The following is a 20901-nucleotide window of genomic DNA, read 5'->3' on the forward strand; positions in this document are numbered from 1 at the left end:
CGCTACATCCCGATCGACGCGAAGAACACGGCGAACAAGCCGTCGAGCACGATCACCAGAAAGATTGACTTCACGACCGACGTGGTGGTCTGCAGTCCGAGCGACTCGGCACTGCCCTTGACCCGCAGGCCCTCGCTGCAGGCGACGATGCCGATCACCAGCGCCATGAACGGCGCCTTCCACATCCCGACCTGGAAGGAGTTCAGCGACACGGCCTCGTGCAGCCGGGCGATGAACACCGAGGGCTGCATCCCGCCGTAGAACCACGCCGTCAGCAGGCCGCCATACAGCGCCGCCATCGAGCCGATGAAGGCCAGGATCGGCAGCGCGATCACCAGCGCGATGATCCGCGGCAGGATCAGCACCTCAACTGGATCGAGTCCCATGGTCGAGAGCGCGTCGATCTCTTCCCGCATTTTCATCGAGCCGAGTTCGGCCGTATAGGCACTGCCCGACCGGCCGGCGACCATGATGGCGACGATCAGCACGCCAATCTCGCGCAGCACCAGGATGCCGACCATGTCGACGACATAGGAATCGGCACCGAACTTGCGGAAGTGGAAGATGCCCTGCTGCGCGATGATCGCGCCGATCAGGAAGGTAATCAGCACCATGATCGGGATCGCCTGCCAGCCGACCCTGTAGACCTGGTAAGTCAACGAGGTCAGTCGCAGCGAGCGCGGCCGCCGCAGCACACCCAGCAGCGCGGCACCGAGGGCACCGAGCATTTCCAGAAACACCGCGATATCGGTAGTTGCGCTCCAGGCCGACCGACCGATTTGGTCGAGCTTCGCGATGATCGGATTAGGCTTCGGATGCGGGGTCGGCCCACGACGATTGAGCTGCCGCACCTCATCGATCAGCTCCGCGTAGCTCGCGGAAATGCCTTTGAACTGCGCGGTGCGGCCAGCCTGTGCGGCGCTGCGCGACAGCTTTTCGAGCACCCAGGCGCCGATCGTGTCGATCTCGCCGATCTCCGCCATATCGATGGTGAGCGACTTCGTCGCCGCGATCTGAGGAGCAACTTCCTCAGACAGCTGCTCCATGAATTTGCTGTTTGTCGCAGTCCAAGCCCCTTTCGGCTTGAGCTCCAGCGTATCGCCATCGGTCTTGGCATTCAGCACAGGCGCGAGGCTCACGGCTGGTCCCATCCGGTCTCGAAGGCCAGCATGCGCTGCTCCGTTTCGATTCGCCCCGACGCGTTGCAGCGCACAGTTTGCGTCGTGTACCGCGATTGATGCAAATCAATTATGCCGCTTCTGCTCTGCGTCAGCATCCTGCGCGATGCCAGGAGCGAAACAATGACCAAAGCTACGCCCTCCGCAATCCTCAACACCTCGTTGCCGGCGTGCTTCCGCCAGATCAGGCTCGAACTCGCACGAGAACCTGGACATCCTGAAGGCGAAGCGAACATCGCCTATGTGATCATCGCTCCGCTCGACGGCAATGACCGGATCGACGCCGAAATCTGGAAGAAGCACCGCGAAGCCTGCCGTGTGGCACGGCAGCGGCCGCATCAGCCGGACAGCCTGGGTCACCTGGTGCACCGTCCGGGTGGATCATGGGCATTCCAATATGACACTGCTGCGAAACTGCCCGACGAAGCCGGCTATCACTTCGCCGACGAACGTTTCGTCCAGGGTGAGTACGTGTCGCTGCGCGAGGAAGGTGCCATGCACACCTTCCGTGTGGTCGCGGTGAACCGGCTGTAGCTAGCACGGCACAGCTTGATCATGAGGAGGCCCTCTCGGGCGACGCTGTTGTCACGCCGATCTGGCGGCGCGCGCGGCTTCTTCGGTCAGCGGTAACCGAACGTTAAGGATGTCCGGCTCGGACGCATCGGTTTTGGCTTCGAAGCCGAGATCGCGGCACATCCGCAGCATCGCGGTGTTCTCGCGCAGCACCTGGCCGCAGACATAGTGCAGGCCTTCGGAACGGGCGTATTCGATGATCAGTTTCATCAACGCCCAGCCGAGGCCTTTGCCCTTCAGATCGGAGCGCAGCAGGATCGCGTATTCGCCGCTCTCATAGATCGAGTCCGAGTGGATGCGGACCACGCCGAGCATTTCGCCGGTGATTTCGTCGAACGCCACGAACGCCATCGCGCGGGCGTAGTCGATCTGCGACAGCCGGGCGATGAAGGCGTGGCTGAACTCCTTCATCGCCGCAAAGAACCGCAGCCGCAGATCCTCCGGCGTGACGTGCTTGAGGAATTCGTGGATCGCCGGCTCGTCGTCCGGACGGATCGGCCGCGCCAGCACGCGCCAGCCGTCCTTCACTGTCAGATGCCGCTCCCATTCGGTCGGATACGGCTTCACGGCGAAGTGCGAATTGCCGAGGCCGGCGAATTTGCGCTCCGGCGGGCGCACCACGACGCGGGCATCGATCGCCACCACGCCGCTTCCATCGGCGAGCAACGGGTTGACATCGAGCTCGCGGATCTCCGGCAGGTCGGCCGCCATCTGCGACAGTTTCACCAGCGTCAGTGCCACCGCACTCCGCTTCACCTCGGGCACGTCGCGATAGGCGCAGAGCAGCTTGGAGACACGGGTACGCGCAATCAGCGACTCGGCGAGCGGCAGATCGAGCGGCGGCAAAGCCAGCGACCGGTCGTCGATCAGTTCGACGCCGGTGCCGCCCTGACCGAACGCGATCACCGGACCGAAGGTCGGATCGTCGGCAATGCCGATGGTCAGCTCGCGCGCCTTCGGGCGCAGGATCATCGGCTGCACCATCACGCCTTCGAGACGCGCGTTAGGGCGCAGCTTGGCGGCGCGCGCCATGATTTCGTTCACCGCAACGCGGACCGCTTCGACGCTGGTGAGATTGAGCACCACGCCGCCGATGTCGGACTTGTGCGGGATGTCGCGCGACAACACTTTCACCACCACGGTGACGCCCTGCGACAGGAACGACGACGCCCACGACACCGCTTCCTCGGCATTGGTGGCCGCCAGCGTCGGAATCATCGGGATCTGATACGCCGCAAACAGACCGCTGATCTCCAGCGGATCGAGCCAAGTGCGGCCTTCCCGCAGCGCCTTCTCGACGATCGCGCGGGCCGTCTCGGTGTCGGGGTCGAAATCCTTCGGCAGCGATGGCGGCACTTCGGTGAGAAGCTGCACCGCCTCGCGATAGCGCACCATGTTCATGATGCTGCGAACTGCGTCGTCCTCGGTCGGATAGTTCGGGATCGAGGCGGCGTCGAAGGCATGGGTGACCGCCTCCTCGGCGCCGACCCAGACCGCAAACACCGGCTTGAACAGCGTGCGGCGAACCCGCTCTTCACCGACCACACGGATCACTTCGCGGGCGATGTCCCGCGGCGACGCCACCGCGGTCTGCACGTTCATCACCAGGATCGCGTCATTGTCCGGATCGGAGAGCAGCATCGACAGCGTCGCTGCATAGCGCTCGGCGTCGGCGTCACCGGTGATGTCGATCGGATTGAAGCCGGACCACGAGGTCGGCAGGATCGCGTCGAGCTTCTTGTGCAGGTCGGCCGACAGCGTCGCCGGCTCGCCGCCGAGTTCGGCCAGGCGGTCGACCGCCAGAATGCCGATGCCGCCGCCATTGGTGAGAATCGCGACCCGCTTGCCGCGCGGCGCGCTGACGCGGCCGAGCGTCTCGGCACAGTCGAACAGCTCGCGCAGATCGTACACCCGCAGCATGCCGGCGCGGCGGAACGCGGCCTCGTACACCGCATCGGCGCCGGCGAACGCGCCGGTGTGGGTCGCAGCAGCTTTTGCGCCGTGCGCCATGCGGCCCGACTTCACCACCACCACTGGCTTGACCCGTGCCGCGGCGCGCGCCGCCGACATGAACTTGCGGGCGTCGGTGACGGCTTCGATGTAAAGCAGGATCGCGCGGGTCTCGAGATCGGCCGCGTAGAAGTCGAGCATGTCGGCGATATCGACGTCGAGTTGATCGCCGATCGAGACGATGCCGGAGAAGCCAATCTCTTTGACGGCCGCCCAATCCACCATGCCGGCCGCAATGGCGCCCGACTGTGAGATCAGCGCCAAATTGCCCCGCCGCGGCATGTGAGCGGCAAAGCTGGCGTTGAGATTGACGCCCGGAATCATGATGCCAAGACAGTTCGGCCCGATCAGCCGGATGCCCGACTTGCGCGCGGCGCGATTCGCGGCTTCCGCATAGGAGCCTTTGCCGCGCCCCATCTCCGAACTGATGATGATCGCACCGGCCACGCCGAGTTCGCCGGCTTCGGCGACGACCTTGGCGACCGAGCGCGGCGGCGCCGTAATGACAATCAGATCCGGGACGAAAGAGAGTTCCGCGAGCGAGCCGACGGTCTTGATGCCGCCGATTTCCGGGTAGCGCGGATTGACGACTCCGATCTGCCCCTTAAATCCCGCCTCGCGCAAATTGGTCAGAACCGCGCGGCCGAGAGAGGCCGGCCGCGGACTGGCGCCGACGACCGCCACGGCTCCGGGCGACAGCAGGGTGCTCAATCGATAGGTCGACATCTCACCTCGACACCGGACGGCCGGCCGCGAACGGCAGCCGTCGCACGATCCGGAATCTGCGCGGGAAAGGTGTACGACAGTTGCTGCAACAAGCCAATGTCGGCTTGGCGCGACGGAGGGACGCGTACTGCTCGCGCAGTTAGCGTACCTTGGTGAAGGTCGCCAGCGCCTTGATGACGTCCTCGCGCGAGATGATACCATCCAGCTTGCGATCGGCGTCCAACACCGGGATGCTGCGGGTCTGATGTTCGACCATCAACTGCAACACCCGGGTGAGCTTGGTATCGGAATGCACGTAGAGGAAGTCCCCCGACATGATGTCGCCGACGGTCCGATTCATCAGGTCGTCGTAATGCGGCAGCATCTGGGTTGGGTGGAACGCGAAACAACTCAAGAAATCGTACTTTGTCACCATGCCGATGACACGCTGGTCCTCCACCACCGGATAGGCGTTGAAGTCGTCGTGTTCGAATTTGTCCTCCAGCTCGCGCATGGTCAATTCGCGCGACACGGATTTCACCGCTCGCGTCATATGGTCGGCAACGGTTGCCTCTAGAAACTTATACAAGACCGGACCCAATCACTCGGAATTTTCGCCAACGATTTGTGGCGACCCAATGGCGGCCCTGCTAATCGTCGTTGGTGTGCAAATTGACCGCAGCTTTGGCGAATTGAATTGATCAAGGTCAAACCACCGGCAATTCGGGGCGCCGCTTGTTTTTCCTACAACAATGCTCATGATCTGCCCGCCCGGATTGCGCAATCGGGATGCAACGTGATCCATCCTCGGACAGTTCCGCAGCCGCCTAAGTAGTAGTCCCGATGCCCGCCCCAGACGCCACCTCCACCGGCCCCCAGCAACGAGACGTCTTCGACTTCCTGGGCCGTGGCAGCGGCGACGCGCCCGTGGTGCAGATCGACACCCATGGCGCAGCGGTTTTTCTCGAGGGGAACCGGGCGCTGAAGATCAAGCGCGCCGTCAAATTCCCATTTCTGGACTATTCGACCCTCGCCAAACGAAAGATCGCCTGCGAGCAGGAGCTCGCCGTCGGCCGCCGATTCGCCCCCGCGATCTATCGCCGTGTCGTGCCAATCACACGCACTGACAAGGGTGCGTTACAGATCGGCGGCGACGGGCCCGCGGTGGAATGGGCCGTCGAGATGATGCGTTTCGACGACAGCGCCACGCTGGATCATCTCGCCCGCGCCGGTTCGCTCGGCCCCGAGCTGATCGACGCCGTCGCCGATGCGATCGCCGCCTCGCATCAGGCCGCGCCTTTGGCGGCGACTGCGCCTTGGGTCGCATCGATCGAACCGATCCTGGCTGACGACACCAACGAGCTTGCTGCAGGCGGTTTTGCCGCGGCCGACGTTGCGATGCTCGACACAAGCAGTCGCGATGCGCTCGGCCGGCTGCATCCGTTGCTGGAGCAGCGCGGGGCCGCTGGCTTCGTCCGCTGGTGCCACGGCGATCTGCACCTTGCCAATATCGTGGTGATCGACGGCAAGCCGACGCTGTTCGACGCCATCGAGTTCGACCCGGCCATCGCCTCGGTCGACGTGCTGTACGATCTCGCCTTCCCGCTGATGGACTTGCTGCACTACGGCCACGGCAGCGACTCCGCACAACTTTTGAATCGCTATCTCGCGGTGACGAGCGCGGACAATCTCGATGCGCTGTCGGCACTGCCGCTGCTTCTGTCGATGCGCGCCGCGATCCGCGCCAAGGTGATGCTGGCACGGCCCGCCGCCAATGAGACGATCAGGCAAGCCAATCGGGCGATTGCGGAATCCTATTTTGATCTGGCGCTGCGGCTGATCGCGCCGCCACCGCCCCGGCTGATCGCAGTCGGCGGGCTATCCGGCACCGGCAAATCGGTGCTGGCTCGCGCTCTCTCAGGCCACATCCCGCCCCTGCCCGGCGCCGTGGTGCTGCGCTCGGATGTGGCCCGCAAACGGCTGCACGGCGTCACCGACACCGAGCGGCTCCCGGCAACAGCCTACACCGCTGAAGTGACCGACAAAGTTTATCGAAGCCTCGCCGAGCGCGCCGCGCATATCTTGAAACAGGGACATTCGGTGATCGTCGATGCGGTGTTCTCCAAGCCCGAGGAGCGCCTCGCGATCGAAAGCGTTGCGGCCGGGCTCGGCATCCCGTGCCACGGCCTGTTTCTCACTGCCGATCTCGCCACGCGGATCGCACGGGTCGCCGGTCGCATCGGCGATGCGTCCGATGCGACGCCGGAGATCGTCCGGCAGCAGCAAAGCTACGCGCAGGGCGTAGTCGGATGGACCACGATCGACGCCGGCGGCACCCCGGCCGAGACGCTGGCGCGGGCGCGGGCGGCGTTGCCGCAGACCGGTCAGGTCTGCAGCACGTAGCTGCCGGGCGCGTCCGGCAGGGCGCCCGGATCGACGTCCGGCAATCCGATGCGCGGCGGCGCGACCGGCTCGCCGGAACGGGTGCCGAGCCAATGCACCCATTCGGTCCACCACGAGCCTTCGGCGTGGGGCGCCTGCTTCAGCCAATCGTCGGGCCCAACATACGGACCATCGGCTTCCTTGGTCATCACTTGATAACCATGTGCCTTCGGCGACGGTGGCGAGACGATGCCGGCGTTGTGGCCGCCGCCGGTCAGACAGAAGGTGACATCGGCGTCGGCCAGCAAATGGATCTTGAACGTCGACCGCCACGGCGCGACGTGATCGCGCTGCGTTCCGACCACGAAGATCGGCGTGTGGATGTCGGACAGCGCGATCGGCCGGCCATCGACGGTGTAACGGCCTTCGGCCAGATCGTTGTCGAGGAACAGCTTACGCAGATATTCGGAGTGCATCCGATACGGCATCCGGGTGGCATCGGCGTTCCAGGCCATCAGGTCGTTCGGCTCCGAGCGCACGCCCATCAGATATTCATGCACCAGCCGCGACCAGATCAGATCGTTGGAGCGCAGGATCTGGAACGCGCCGGACATCTGAGTGGTGTCGAGCACGCCGCGATTCCACATCATGTCTTCGAGGAAGGCGACCTGGCTTTCGTTGATGAACAGCGTCAGCTCGCCGGCTTCGGTGAAGTCGGTCTGGGCCGCGAACAGCGTGATCGATTTGAGCCGGCTGTCGCCGTCGCGTCCCATCGCGGCTGCCGCGATCGACAGCAGCGTGCCGCCGAGGCAATAGCCGACCGCATGCACCGGCCGTTCCGGCAGGATCGCGCCGATCGTGTCGAGCGCGGCCATCACGCCGAGGCGGCGATAGTCTTCGAGCGAGACATCGCGATCCGCGGCGGTCGGATTGCGCCACGAGATCATGAAGACGGTATAGCCCTGATCGGTGAGATACTTCACCAACGAATTGTGCGGCGACAGATCGAGAATGTAGTACTTCATGATCCAGGCCGGCACGATCAGGATCGGCTCCGGCCGCACCGTCTCCGTGGCTGGCGCGTATTGGATCAGCTCGATCAGCTTGTTGCTGTACACCACCTTGCCGGGCGTGACCGCGACGTCCTTGCCGACGACGAAATCGTGCTTCGGCTCGTGCGCCATCAGTTCGAGCAGGTCTTCCCACCAGTTGCGAAAGCCGTCGGCGAGATTGCGCCCTTCGGTCGACACGGTGCGGCGAAGCACTTCCGGGTTGGTGAGGGCGAAGTTCGACGGCGCCAAGACGTCGAGCATCTGCCGGGTCGCGAACTCGACGATCTTCTCATTCTGCTCCGAGACGCCGCGAATGTTGGTGGTGGCGTCGTGCCACCACCGCTCGGCCAGCAGAAAGCCCTGCGCCATCAGGTTGAACGGCGGCTCGCGCCATTCCGGCGCACTGAAGCGGCGGTCCTGCGGCTGCGGAGCAATCAGCGACCACGGCTCGGTCTGGGCGACCGAGGCTTCGGCGAGTTGCGTCCCACGGCGCAGCGCATCGTTGACAAGATCCATCCGCTGTGTCGGCGCCCAGAACAGATGCGACAGCCAGTCGGCATAGGCGAGCGTCAGCGCGGTCGGCGACAGCCCGCCGGTCAACGGCGCCAGCGTCGCATGCAGGGTGCGGTCACTGTCGCTCGGGCCGAGGTGCCGGGCCGGCGGCTTGGGGGCGGGCGGTTCGGCAACAAAGGGGGGGACCGGTGTCTGCAGCATCATGGCCTCGTACTGATACTTCGACGCACTCGAATATGCGGTCATTTGACCGGATTCGCAGCGGGTATTGCCACCGACATATAGGACGACGAAGATGTCATCGCTTAGTCACGCGTCCGTGGAATCCATCGAGGCTTGCCCGATGGTTAAGCGGGCGTAGCGTCGAACTTTTGCGATAGGATCGCATCTGGCGATATTCCGTCCCTTGATGCCGATCAACACATCGGTTTTCACGTGCAAGATCGCCCCCTGTTCTGGCTCCAACCGATCGAGACGCTGCTCGCCCAGTTCGAGAGTCGGCGCGAAGGGTTGAGCTCCGAAGAGGCCGTACACCGGCTCGCACGCTACGGCCGCAACGCGTTCCATCCACCGGCCGGTCAATCGCTGCTCGCCAAGATCGGCAAGCGGATGCTCAATCCGCTGGTGGCGATCCTGCTCGTCGCCGCCGCAATCTCGAGCATCAGCGGCGATCTCGGTAGCTTCGTCATCATCCTGACGGTGATCACCTTTTCGATCACCTTGGACATCGTCCAGGAGCATCACGCCGAAGCGGCGGCCGAGAACCTCCGCCGCTCGGTGGCAGTCAGGGCCGACGTCTATCGCGACGGCAAGCTCACCCCACTGCCGGTCGAGGACATCGTGCCCGGCGACGTGGTCGAACTACGCGCCGGCGATTTGGTCCCGGCCGATGGCCTCGTGATCGAGGCCCATAACGCGCAGGTCAACGAATCCCTGATGACCGGCGAGGCGTTTCCATCGGCAAAGAACAACGGGCCGTGCCACAGTCCGACCCCGGCGGACGCGGCCAACGCGCTGTTCGCAGGGACCAGCATGGTCGGAGGCAACGCCGTGATGCTGGTCGTGGCGACCGGGCAAGACACCCGGTTCGGCGGCATCGTTACCGCGCTGGCAGCGAACGAGCCTGAGACCGCACTGGAAAAGGGCGTGCACAGCCTTGGGCTGCTGATCCTCCGCCTCACTGTGTTTCTGACGCTGTTCGTGCTGCTGGCCCATCTGGTCGCCGGCCGGCCGCCGATCGAGTCGTTCCTGTTTGCGGTGGCGCTCGCCGTCGGTCTGACGCCGGAGCTGCTGCCGATGGTGATGACGGTGACGCTGGCGCGGGGAGCGCTGCGGATGGCCGCCAAGAAGGTCATCGTCAAGCGGCTGTCGGCGATCCACGACCTCGGCGCGATGGACGTGCTGTGTACCGACAAGACCGGCACGCTGACGCAGGCCACAGTGACACTTGTCGATCACCTTGGCCCTGACGGCGCCACCAGTGATCGGCTGCTGACCTTCGCCACGATCAACAGCCGGTTCGAGACAGGGGTCCGGAGCCCGCTCGACCAAGCCGTTCTGTCCCATCCCAACCTGCCGGAAACCGGCTCCTGGCAGCGGCTCGGCGAAGTACCGTTCGATTTCGAACGCCGCTGCGTCTCGGTGCTCGCCGCCGACGGCGATGGGCCATGGCTGATCAGCAAAGGCGCCCCGGAGGCGATCCTGTCGCGAGCCACCGGCCTTGATGGCGGCGATGGCGCAGTCCGGCCGCTCGACGACACTGCGCGAGCCGGGCTGGAGCAGTTGCAACAGGCTCAGGTGACGCTGGGCTACCGGCTGTTGGCGGTTGCGGCCAAGCGGATGCCTGCCGGCACCACCGCGATCAGCCTCGCCGACGAACGCCACCTCGTCTTGATGGGCTTCTGCGTGTTCTCGGATCCGCCGAAGCCGGATGCCGCCGCCGCGATCGCGACGCTGCAATCCCTCGGCGTCAGGTTGAAGGTGATCTCGGGCGATCACGGCGCAGTGGTGCAGCATGTCGCCAATGCGGTCGGTCTGCCGAACGCGCAAATGCTGACGGGAGCCGAGATCGCCGAGCTCAGCGAGACCGCGCTCGCCGCGCGGATCGAGCACGTCGATCTGTTCGCACGGGTCGATCCGGACCAGAAGACCAGAATCATCCAGGCACTGCAGCGCCGCGGCCACGTGGTCGGCTTCATGGGTGACGGCATCAACGACGCGCCGGCGATCCGGGCCGCGCATGTCGGCCTCTCGGTCGAAGGCGCCACCGATGTCGCCCGCGCGGCCGCCGACATGATCATGCTGGATTCCGATCTCGCCGTGCTGGCGGACGGCGTCCGCGAAGGACGGCGGACCTTCGCGAACATCCTCAAATACGTGCGGATGGGCACCAGCTCGAATTTCGGAAACATGCTGTCGATGGCGCTGGCCTCGATCGTCTTGCCGTTCCTGCCGCTACTGCCGATGCAGATCCTGCTCAACAACCTGCTCTACGACCTGTCCGAGATCGGCATTCCGTTCGACAGCGTCGATTCAGGCGATGTCGAACGACCCCACAGCTGGGACATGAAGGGCATCTTGCGCTTCACCATGATCATGGGCGCAGTATCGTCGGTGTTCGATATCGCCACCTTCGCCGTGCTGCTCAACGTCTTCGACGCCCAGGAAGCGACGTTCCAGACCGCGTGGTTTGTGGAATCGATCGCGACCCAGATCCTGGTGATCTTCCTGATCCGTTCGAGCGGCCCGTTCTGGACCAGCCGTCCGCACTGGATCCTGGCCGCGACATCGCTCGGCGCGCTCGGCTTCGCCATCGCGTTGGTGGTGAGCCCATTTCGATCGGTGTTCGGCTTCGCTCCGATCGGGGCACAGCTCGGCTTGATGCTGGCCGTGATCGTGGTCTGCTATCTGATCTGCGCCGAGCTCGCCAAACGGCTGGCGCTGGCAAATCTGAGCAGTCACCGCGGCCGGCGGCGGCACGCCGTGCATCCCCGGCGTTAGACACGTCGGCGCCGGTTTATGGCGCCGGAGCAAAAGCCAGTTGTGTTCGAAGATCGTTAGCGCGCAAGGAAGGCGCAGCGCGAGGTCTGCTCCAAGAGATGCTGGGTGACGCCACCAAGAATCCATTCGCGGAAGCGCGAACGCCCGTAGGCGCCTGCCACCACGATGCCGGCGCCGACCTGGCGGGCGATGTCGGTGATCTGCCGGGAGACATCGCCGGTGTGTTCGGGCACCTCACCGATGGCATGGATGTGATGACGCGACAGCCAATCGACGACGTCATGTACGCCGGCAAGCGCGGCGGCGCGGCCATGGTCTTCTTCGCTCTCAACGATCTCAACCACGGTGACGTGGCTAGCCTGGCGCAGCAGCGGCAGCGCGTCGACGATCGCGCGCCGCGCCTCGGGATTGTCCTTCCACGCCACCAGCACGCTCGACAGATCGATCCGGCAGACGTTCGGCGGCACCACAAGCAGCGGGCGGCCGATCTCCATCACGAGGTCGGCCGGAGCCGCCGACGCGAACGGATCGGACAGCAGGCTCGACACGCCGGCGCCGCACACCACGATGTCCGCGGCGCGCGCCTGCTGCACGATGTAGCGCGACGGCTGTTCGATGGCGCTGCGCCATTGCAGTTCGCGGGTGTGACCGCTCATCGCCTGCCGGAATTCGGCTTCCAGATCCGACAGACGCTGCTTGATGGTCGCGAGCCCCTCCACCATCAGGCGCTCGGCTTGGCTCCCGGACATGTAGTACACCGGCGGGCTCAGTTCGGAGGCCGCAATCCCGATCAGGCGCGACTCGAAGCGCTCTGCCAATTCCGCCGCGATGCTGAGACGACACGCGTTGGGCTGGTCGAACGCGAGCGCGACCATCACCGTCGAGTACGTCATCGGGCACCTCCCGGGAACCACCGCGGCAACCACAATCCTGCAGCCACCGCTCGCCGCTTCCGGCCACTGCAACGGAGCCATGATCCCGCAACAGAGCTTTCAGATACGATGAGCTAGATCAAAGTAACCCGCAAGCAGCGCCATATATTCCGCTCCCGATCCGACACGCTAGGAAGCGGGAGTCCTGCAATGCTGAGTGACATCGTCGCCCACATCCCGGCCGATCGACCGGCCGACGGGGTGGTCGCCTGCGCCGTCTCGGTCGCGAAGGCATTCGATGCGCATCTGGACGGCATCGTCTGCACCTATCAGCCGATCAATCCGGCCATCATGGTGGGCGCATCAGCCGCATACTATGCCGCCGCCACCCAGCAGAACACCGATGCCGATGAGGCCGCCGCGCGGCTCGATCAGTTCGAGATCGCGGCCCGCGCCGCCGGGGTCACGCATGGCGCCCGCTCGGTGTGCGATACGCCGGTGCTGGCCAATCAGGCCCTGTCGGAAATCTCGCGGCTCTACGACCTCACCGTCCTGGTGCAGCCGGACCGCGCCAAGCCGGGTCACCAGGACCCGCTGCCGGAAGCGGTGCTGTTCAATTCCGGCAAGCCGATGCTGATGGTGCCCTATATCCATTCAGGTCCGCTCGCCTTCGACCGCATCCTGATCTGCTGGGACGGCGGACGTCCCGCGGCGCGCGCAGTGCATGACGCGATGCCGTTCCTCACCCGGGCGAAGATGATCGACGTCGTCTCCGTCAACGAAGATGAGGACGTGGTCGGACAGGCGTCGTCGACCGCACTGCTGGCGCACCTGATGCGCCACGATCTGGCGGCGACCGGACACCAGCTCACCTCGCCGCCCGGCAGCATCCACAACACCATTCTGTCGTTCGCCGCTGACAGCGGCGCCAACTTGCTGGTGATGGGCGGCTACGGCCATTCGCGGCTGCGCGAGTTCATCCTCGGCGGTGTGACGAGAGGCATCTTCAAATCGCTGACCTTGCCCGCGTTGATCTCGCATTGACGCGGCGCGGGGGCCAGCGACACAACAAGCCACGGTGCGACCGGCGTGGCGCTCGGATTGCCGCCGCGGCTTAGGGGAGACTGGATATGCGTGCTCACCAAATCATGACCCGGCAACTTGTCACGATCGGCCCGGATGCGTCGATCGTCGATGCCGCGAATGCGATGATCGACAATCACGTCAGCGGCCTGCCGGTGGTCGACGACGACGGCAAGCTGATCGGTATCATCTCCGAAGGCGACTTCATCCGCCGAGCCGAAATCGGAACCCAGCGCAAGCGCGGGCGCTGGCTGCGGATGCTGCTCGGCCCCGGCACCTGCGCCGGCGACTTCGTCCACGAGCACGGCCGCAAGGTCGGCGAGGTGATGACGCACCATCCCCATACGGTCAGCGAAGACACCTCGATCGAGACCATCGTGAAGCTGATGGAGAAGCATCACGTCAAGCGCTTCCCGGTGATGCGCGGCGATCTGCTGGTGGGGATCGTCACCCGCAAGAACCTGCTGCGCGCGGTCGCCGACCTGGCGCGCCAAGCCCCCGAGCCGAACGCGGCCGACGACAAGATCCGCGACAAGATCATTGCCGAAATCGAACGCAACGACTGGCGCCCATTCGGCCTGAGCGTGCTGGTGCGGGACGGCGTGGTGCATCTCAACGGCGTGATTACCGAAGAGCGGTCGCGGCAGGCCGCGGTGGTGGTCGCCGAGAACGTCTGCGGGGTGCGGGAAGTGCACGATCATCTGTGCTGGGTCGATACCATGTCCGGGTTCTACCTGAACTCGCCGGAAGACGATCGGGCGGCCAAAAAAGCGAGTTGAAATCCGCGCGCCGCCGCCGTTTAAGTGACCCTGACAGCGGCGGGCGCCCCGCCTTCCGCTGGTTGTGAAGTCGCGTCCGCGCGCCGTGTTGCGGATCGGAATGCCGTTGTGTTAAGAGCGGCAAAGAGAGCATTTCAGGCGTCGCGTGACCGAACCAGCCCCACCGTCGACCGAACTCCTTGCGCGCGATCGCCGTTTGCAGCAGGGCATCGACGGGTACGGCGTCGGCACCTGGGAGCTCAATCTCGCCACCCAGGAATTGGCGTGTTCGGCCACCGCGCGGAAGCTGTTGGGCGTGCCGGCCGACGCTCCCCTCACCTACGACACCTTCATCTCCCTGGTCGATCCGGACGATCGGGAGCAAATCGCCCTCGCACTGCAGCAATCGATCGAGCACGGCGACAAGATCGACGTGATGTACCGGGTGGCGGAGAAAGACCGCCCCGGCCATTGGCTGCGCGCCCGCGGCGGCGTCGTGCACGAGGACGGCGCCTCTTATCTTTGCGGCATAGTGCTCGACATCGATCAGCAGAAGGTGCTCGAGCAGGAGCTGCGGCTGCAGCAAGGCCAGCTTCGCTCGATCCTCGACACCGTGCCGGACGCGATGATCCTGATCGACGGCCGCGGCATCATGCGGTTCTTCTCCCGCGCGGCGGAGCGGATGTTCGGCATGTCCGAGCGCGAAGCGATCGGCCAGAACATCAGCGTGCTGATGCCGCGCCCCGACGCCACCCGTCACGACAACTACATCGACCGCTATAACAACACCGGCGAACGCCACATCATCGGTATCGGCCGCATCGTCACCGGCCGCCGCAAGGACGGCAGCACCTTCCCGATCCATCTGTCGATCGGCGAGATGGAATCCGGCGGCGAGCGCTACTTCACCGGCTTCATCCGCGACCTCACCGAGTATCAGCAGACCCAGGCGCGGCTGCACGAATTGCAGGCCGAACTGGTGCACGTCTCGCGGCTGACCGCGATGGGCGAAATGGCCTCGGCGCTGGCGCACGAACTGAACCAACCGCTGTCGGCGATCAGCAACTACATGAAGGGCTCGCGCCGGCTGCTCGCCGGCAGCACCGATCCGAACACGGTCAAGATCGAAAGCGCGATGGAACGCGCCGCCGAGCAGGCGCTGCGCGCCGGCCAGATCATCCGCCGGCTGCGGGATTTCGTCGCGCGCGGCGAATCCGAAAAACGGGTCGAGAGCCTCGCCAAGCTGATCGAGGAGGCAGGCGCGCTCGGACTCACCGGCGCCCGGGAACAAGGGGTCGTGCTGCGCTTCAATCTCGACCCGGCCCATGACCTAGTGCTGGTTGATCGGGTGCAGATCCAGCAGGTTCTGGTCAATCTGTTCCGCAATGCGCTGGAAGCGATGGCCAATTCCGATAAGAAGGAGTTGTCCGCCGGCAATGCGCGCGTGGCGGACGACATGGTCGAGGTCACCGTCTCGGACACCGGCAGCGGTCTGCCGGAGCAGGTCAAAGCCAAGCTGTTTCAGACGTTCTTCACCACCAAGGAAACCGGAATGGGGGTCGGACTTTCGATCAGCCGTTCGATCATCGAGGCTCATGGCGGCCGGATGTGGGCGGAAACGAACAGCGCCGGCGGCGCGACGTTCCGCTTCACGCTGCCGCTGGCGCCCGTCGGGGATTTGACTGATGCCTAAGGGAACCGTGCATGTGATCGACGACGACCTGGCGATGCGGGAATCGATCGACTTCCTGCTGAGCTCGGCCGGCTACGAGGTCCGACTGTACGAATCCGCGCAGGCATTTCTCGACCTGCCGGACGTGGAATTCGGCTGCATCCTGTCCGACGTCCGGATGCCGGGGATCGATGGTCTCGACCTGTTGAAGCGCCAGAAAGCGGCTGGCAGCAAGCTGCCGGTGCTGATCATGACCGGCCACGGCGACGTGCCGCTGGCGGTCGAGGCAATGAAGCTCGGCGCCTCCGACTTCATTGAAAAACCGTTCGACGACGACCGCCTGATCGGACTGATCGAAACGGCGCTGAAACAGGCCCAGGAAGGCGCCAAGAGCGAAGCTGTGGCGCAGGATATTGCGGCACGGATCCAGTCGCTCAGCCCGCGTGAACGCCAGGTGATGGACGGCCTGATTGCCGGCATGTCCAACAAGGTGATTGCGCGCGAATTCGACATCAGTCCGCGTACTATCGAGGTTTATCGCGCCAACGTGATGACCAAGATGCAAGCCTCGAGCCTGTCGGAACTCGTGCGGATGGCGATGCGCGGTGGCGTTATCAAGGATTGAGACAGATCAATCCGGCTTCGTTGGTAGCCCGTATGCTACCAGTATGACAGTTTTCGCAGCGCTCATTGGTGCGTGAGGTTTGGTAATGCCGAACGCATCCGCAAAAACCATCGTTTACGTTGTGGACGACGATCAGGGCGTGCTCGGATCGCTGCGTTTCCTGCTGGAAACTGATGGCTTCGCGGTGCGCACGTTCCGGAGCGGGCCGGCGCTACTCGACGCCATCGACCAAGGCCCGGTCGACTGCATCGTGATCGACTACAAGATGCCCGGCATGAACGGCATCGACCTCGCCCGCGGGCTGCGCGAGCGCAAGGTGCGCGCCCCGATCGTGATGATCACCGGCTATCCGGACGAGACGATTTCCAGCCGCGCAAGCGTCGTCGGCGTGCAGCACGTGGTGGTGAAACCCCACCTCGAAGAGAGCCTGGTTTGGCATATCCGGGCCGCTCTCGAAGAGAGCGGCGCCGCAGCCTAAGCGGGCCGCGCCGGTTCCTTCGCTCTTTATCTTAAGATCCTGTTAAGACTTCAGTTTTCCCCACGGAAGCGAACGGGGGCGCACGCCCCCAGCCTCCGTAAACCTACTTAGGGGAACCCACTTAAGATATGGAGCGAAATACCTCGTCCTCGGATTCTTCCGTACAACCCTGGCCATCCGATCAAAGGAGATGGCCAGATGCTGAACCAGTCGCTCAGGACGCCCGCCACCGCCCACGCGCCCATCGATCCCTCTTCGTGTTCTCCGGCAGAGCAGTTCTTCGCGACCACCGGTCACGCCGGTCTGATCGCCTCCGAATTCACCTATAAGAAGGAAGAGGAAATCTACGGCGAGGACGAGCCGTCCGAATATGTCTATCAGGTGGTATCCGGTGCCGTGCGCAGCTACAAGCTGCTGTCCGACGGCCGCCGCCAGATCGGCGCCTTCTATCTTCCGGGCGACGTGTTCGGGCTGGAGTCGGGACCGACCCACCGCCTCACCGCCGAAGCGATCGTCGACACCACCGTTCGCCTGATCAAGCGCCGCAGCCTCGAACAGGCCGCCGCCACCGACATCAACATTGCCCGCGGCCTGTGGTCGATGACCGCCGGTGAGCTGCGCCACGCCGAAGACCACATGCTGCTGCTCGGCCGCAAGAATGCGATGGAGCGGGTCGCCAACTTCCTGCTGGAAATGGACCGCCGCCTCGCCGTCGCCGGCATGATGGCACTGCCGATGTGCCGCCGCGACATCGGCGACTATCTCGGCCTCACCCTTGAAACCGTCTCCCGCGCGCTGTCGCAGCTGCAGAGCAAGGGTATCCTGGGCTTCTCCGGCGCCCGCCAGATCGAACTGCGCAACCGCGCCCAGCTTCGCAATCTCGACGCCTAAGCCCACCTCGGCGGTATCCCCGCCGGAACATCTCTTTCATCGGATCGGACAGACAGGCCACCAGCAATGGTGGCCTTTTCTGTTTGCGCCGGGCCGTTCCCGCGCGGGGCTTCCGAATTGCAGGATTGGGAAAATTTTTCTCTTTCTTCCCGCAATCGGCGAGGAATGAACGCACCGCCATGGCCATACTGCCGAGACGGAGATTTTTATTTCTGCCCATTGATTGACTTGGGCCCCCTAGGGCGTCCTGATGACGGCCCGCGGACCTGCGTTGCCGTCATGAGCGCGCGGTTTACAGCCCGAATTTCATTGCCGGAAGGATGTCGCCATGACCCAGAAGCTCCACCCCGAAACCCTCGCCCTGCATGCTGGCTGGCGCGCCGATCCAGCAACCGGCTCGGTCGCTGTGCCGCTGTTCCAGACCACCTCGTACCAGTTTCACAACACCGAGCATGCGGCGAACCTGTTCGCGCTGAAGGAGCTCGGCAACATCTACACCCGGATCGGCAATCCGACGACCGATGTGCTGGAGCAGCGCGTCGCGGCTCTTGAAGGCGGGGTCGCCGCGCTCGCGGTGGCGTCCGGCCAGGCCGCGTCGGCCTTTGCGCTACAGAACCTCGCCCGCGTCGGCGACAACGTGGTGTCGTCGACCGACCTGTATGGCGGCACCTGGAACCTGTTCGCCAACACCCTGAAGGACCAGGGCATCGAAGTCCGCTTCGTCGATCCGTCCGACCCGCAGGCATTCGAGCGCGCCACCGACGAGCGCACCCGCGCCTACTATGCCGAGACGCTGCCGAACCCGAAGCTGGCGGTGTTTCCGATCGAGGAAGTGGCCGCGATCGGCCGCAAGCACGGCATCCCGCTGATCGTCGACAACACCGCAGCGCCGCTGCTGGTGAAGCCGCTCGAGCACGGCGCCGCGATCGTGGTGTATTCGGCGACCAAATATCTCGGCGGCCACGGCACCTCGATCGGCGGCCTGATCGTCGACGGCGGCAACTTCCCGTGGGAACAATTCCCGCAACGCCAGCCAGCGCTGAACACACCGGACCCGAGCTACCACGGCGCGGTCTGGGTCGAGGCAGTGAAGCCGATCGGTCCCGTCGCCTACATCATCAAGGCCCGCACCACGCTGCTGCGTGACCTCGGCTCGGCGCTGTCGCCGTTCAACGCCTTCCAGATCATTCAGGGTCTGGAAACGCTGCCGCTGCGGATCGAGCGTCACGTCCAGAACGCCCAGAAGGTCGCCGATTATCTGGAGAAGCGCCCCGAAGTCGTGAAGGTGATCCATCCGTCGAAGCAGAGCGGCGTCGCCCGCGAGCGCGCCGAGAAGTATCTCCAGGGCAAGTTCGGCGGTCTGGTCGGCTTCGAACTCGCCGGCGGGCGCGAGGCCGGACGCAAGTTCATCGACGCGCTCGAACTGCTCTATCACGTCGCCAATATCGGCGACGCCCGCAGCCTTGCGATCCATCCGGCCTCGACCACTCACTCGCAGCTCTCGACCGAAGAGCAGCTCGCGACCGGCGTGTCGGACGGCTATGTGCGGCTGTCGATCGGCCTCGAGCACATCGACGACATCCTCGCCGACCTCGACCGCGGCCTCGCCGCGGGACGCCTGGCGAACGCGGCGTAACGCACAAAGCTGTAGGGTGGGTTAGGCGCACTCGCGCCGTGACCCACCAGCTTTCGACGAAACGTAGATCGGTGGGTTACGCGCTCCGCGCTAACCCACCCTACGGCGCCATCGTCGCGATGACGACGTTCATCAGCCCGGCCGGGGCGACGCCGAAGATGATGATCAGCGCGATGCAGACGATCAACAGGCCGCGATCGAGCTGCGGCAGCGGCTCGGACTCGTCGTGGGTGTGGCCGACGAACGGCGCGGTGAAAAACTTCGCATAGTAGAAAAAGCCGAGCGACGAGCCGGCGACCACGATCCCGACCAGCACCCACAGGCTGCCGTCGATCAGGACCCGCAGCAGGAACAACTTGGCGATGAAGCCACCGGCTGCCGGTAGGCCGGCAAGCGACAACAGCGACAGCGACAACGCGACCGCTTCCAACGGGCGCCGCTTCATCAGCCCGTGCAGATCGGGCAGCGTCGGCGCACGGCCGAGCGCGGCGGAGACGCACAGCGCGCCGAGCATCGCCGGCGCGTAGATCGCCAGATAGAACAGCACCGCCTCGCCGGCATGCGGTGTGCCGGAGGCGATGATCAGCGCGATGTAGCCGGAATGCGCGATCGTCGAATAGCCGAGCATCCGCGGCAGCTGCGGCTGCCGCAGCGCCAGCAGATTGCCGATCAGCACCGAGGCGCCGCCAAGCGCGGCGAGCCCTTGGCTCCACACCGGCTCCGGCAGATGCGCGGTGAGCGCGAGTCGCAGGATCACGATCGCGACGGCCGATTTCGACACCACACCGGCCAGCGTCGCGGCGCTGGCGGGGGCAGCTTCGAACGCATCCGGCGTCCACATGTGGAACGGCACTAACGAGAACTTGAAGGCGAGGCCGGCGAGCAGCAGCGCGGTGCCGAACGCGGTGAGCGCGCCGCGGCCGCCCCAGCCGGCGAAATCGATCGCACCGGTTTCGGCGAAGATCAGCGCGATGCCGAGCAGCAGCGCCGAAGACGCCAGCCCGCTCATCACCAGAAACTTGTAGGCGGCCTCCAGCCCCTGCCGGGTCAGCCGAAACGCGAACAAGGCGATCAGCGACAGGCTGAGGATTTCGATGCCGAGAAACAGCGTCGCAGCGTGGCCGGCGCCGGCCAATGTCGCGGCGCCGATCGCCACCAGCACCAAGAGCGACGGCGCCTCCTTGGCAGGGTGGCCGGTGCGCAAGAACACCAGCGCGCCGAGCGACACCAGGCACGCAAACACGATGCCGAACCGCGCCGGCCCGTCGTCGGTGAACAGCGCCCCCATCGGCGCAGCGGGTGCGCCGATCCGCAGCAGCACCAGCGCGGCGGCCAGGGCCAGCCCGACCGCAGCGGAGGCCTGCACGATTTGCAGCCGCGCCAGCGGCACCAGCATCATCGCCGCGACGGCGGCGATGGCCAGCACCACGAGTGGCGAGAGCGCGGCGAATTGGGCTGCGGTCATGGCGCGGC

General features: G+C 64.9%; 16 protein-coding genes. 10 read left to right on the forward strand and 6 right to left on the reverse strand.

All coding sequences use genetic code 11. The features are described from left to right. Positions 1-2: 2 nt before the first annotated feature. Positions 3-1151, reverse strand: a complete 1149-nt coding sequence (locus VRZ08_RS09465) for an MlaE family lipid ABC transporter permease subunit (protein WP_414532383.1) — start codon at positions 1149-1151, stop codon at positions 3-5. Between the two features lie 150 nt (positions 1152-1301). Between VRZ08_RS09465 and VRZ08_RS09470 the strand changes: the two genes are divergently transcribed. Continuing rightward, positions 1302-1712, forward strand: coding sequence for a hypothetical protein (locus VRZ08_RS09470; RefSeq protein ID WP_414532384.1), 411 nt, complete (start codon positions 1302-1304; stop codon positions 1710-1712). A gap of 51 nt (positions 1713-1763) precedes the next feature. On the opposite strand, the gene VRZ08_RS09475 is transcribed toward VRZ08_RS09470, so the two are convergent. Both VRZ08_RS09475 and VRZ08_RS09480 read right to left on the reverse strand, forming a co-directional pair. Further along, the gene (locus VRZ08_RS09475; RefSeq protein WP_414532385.1) at positions 1764-4487 is read right to left on the reverse strand and encodes a bifunctional acetate--CoA ligase family protein/GNAT family N-acetyltransferase; all 2724 of its coding nucleotides are present in this window, start codon (positions 4485-4487) and stop codon (positions 1764-1766) included. 139 nt (positions 4488-4626) lie between these two features. Continuing rightward, positions 4627-5055: an HPP family protein gene (locus VRZ08_RS09480; RefSeq protein ID WP_199851765.1), complete on the reverse strand. Its 429-nt coding sequence runs from the start codon at positions 5053-5055 to the stop codon at positions 4627-4629. Positions 5056-5309: 254 nt separating this feature from the next. On the opposite strand from VRZ08_RS09480, the gene VRZ08_RS09485 reads away from it, so the two are divergent. Then, on the forward strand, positions 5310-6869 hold the full coding sequence (locus VRZ08_RS09485) for an AAA family ATPase (protein ID WP_414532386.1): 1560 nt from the start codon (positions 5310-5312) through the stop codon (positions 6867-6869). Here VRZ08_RS09485 and VRZ08_RS09490 read toward each other — a convergent pair. Beyond that, positions 6851-8617: a PHA/PHB synthase family protein gene (locus VRZ08_RS09490; protein WP_414532451.1), complete on the reverse strand. Its 1767-nt coding sequence runs from the start codon at positions 8615-8617 to the stop codon at positions 6851-6853. The two genes, VRZ08_RS09485 and VRZ08_RS09490, sit on opposite strands and share 19 nt — an antisense overlap. Positions 8618-8848: 231 nt before the next feature. On the opposite strand from VRZ08_RS09490, the gene mgtA reads away from it, so the two are divergent. Continuing rightward, on the forward strand, positions 8849-11413 hold the full coding sequence (gene mgtA, locus VRZ08_RS09495; RefSeq protein ID WP_414532387.1) for a magnesium-translocating P-type ATPase: 2565 nt from the start codon (positions 8849-8851) through the stop codon (positions 11411-11413). 56 nt (positions 11414-11469) lie between these two features. Here mgtA and VRZ08_RS09500 read toward each other — a convergent pair whose 3' ends face one another. Next, positions 11470-12306, reverse strand: a complete 837-nt coding sequence (locus tag VRZ08_RS09500; RefSeq protein WP_107345837.1) for a universal stress protein — start codon at positions 12304-12306, stop codon at positions 11470-11472. A gap of 189 nt (positions 12307-12495) precedes the next feature. Here VRZ08_RS09500 and VRZ08_RS09505 point away from each other — a divergent pair, with 189 nt between their 5' ends. From VRZ08_RS09505 to VRZ08_RS09535, 7 genes are all read left to right on the forward strand, one after another. Next, positions 12496-13329, forward strand: coding sequence for a universal stress protein (locus tag VRZ08_RS09505; protein WP_107345838.1), 834 nt, complete (start codon positions 12496-12498; stop codon positions 13327-13329). Between the two features lie 86 nt (positions 13330-13415). Continuing rightward, positions 13416-14147: a CBS domain-containing protein gene (locus VRZ08_RS09510; RefSeq protein ID WP_107345839.1), complete on the forward strand. Its 732-nt coding sequence runs from the start codon at positions 13416-13418 to the stop codon at positions 14145-14147. A 145-nt stretch (positions 14148-14292) separates the two neighbouring features. Next, positions 14293-15819, forward strand: a complete 1527-nt coding sequence (gene fixL / locus VRZ08_RS09515) for a sensor protein FixL (RefSeq protein WP_164638858.1) — start codon at positions 14293-14295, stop codon at positions 15817-15819. Beyond that, complete coding sequence (fixJ, locus tag VRZ08_RS09520) at positions 15812-16423, forward strand: response regulator FixJ (protein WP_107345841.1); 612 nt, start codon at positions 15812-15814, stop codon at positions 16421-16423. The genes fixL and fixJ overlap by 8 nt, the downstream gene beginning before the upstream one ends. 85 nt (positions 16424-16508) lie before the next feature. Further along, the gene (locus VRZ08_RS09525; protein ID WP_414532388.1) at positions 16509-16901 is read left to right on the forward strand and encodes a response regulator; all 393 of its coding nucleotides are present in this window, start codon (positions 16509-16511) and stop codon (positions 16899-16901) included. Between the two features lie 198 nt (positions 16902-17099). Then, a complete protein-coding gene (locus VRZ08_RS09530) occupies positions 17100-17792 on the forward strand; it encodes a helix-turn-helix domain-containing protein (RefSeq protein ID WP_107356818.1) in 693 nt (230 codons plus the stop codon). A 328-nt stretch (positions 17793-18120) separates the two neighbouring features. Beyond that, entirely contained in the window at positions 18121-19428 is a 1308-nt protein-coding gene (locus tag VRZ08_RS09535) for an O-acetylhomoserine aminocarboxypropyltransferase/cysteine synthase family protein (RefSeq protein ID WP_264074529.1), read from the forward strand. 100 nt (positions 19429-19528) lie between these two features. On the opposite strand, the gene VRZ08_RS09540 is transcribed toward VRZ08_RS09535, so the two are convergent. After that, the gene (locus tag VRZ08_RS09540) at positions 19529-20893 is read right to left on the reverse strand and encodes an NADH-quinone oxidoreductase subunit N (RefSeq protein ID WP_414532389.1); all 1365 of its coding nucleotides are present in this window, start codon (positions 20891-20893) and stop codon (positions 19529-19531) included. Between the last annotated feature and the right edge of the window lie 8 nt (positions 20894-20901).

The organism is Rhodopseudomonas sp. G2_2311 (assembly GCF_047501505.1).
GTDB lineage: Bacteria > Pseudomonadota > Alphaproteobacteria > Rhizobiales > Xanthobacteraceae > Rhodopseudomonas > Rhodopseudomonas palustris_H.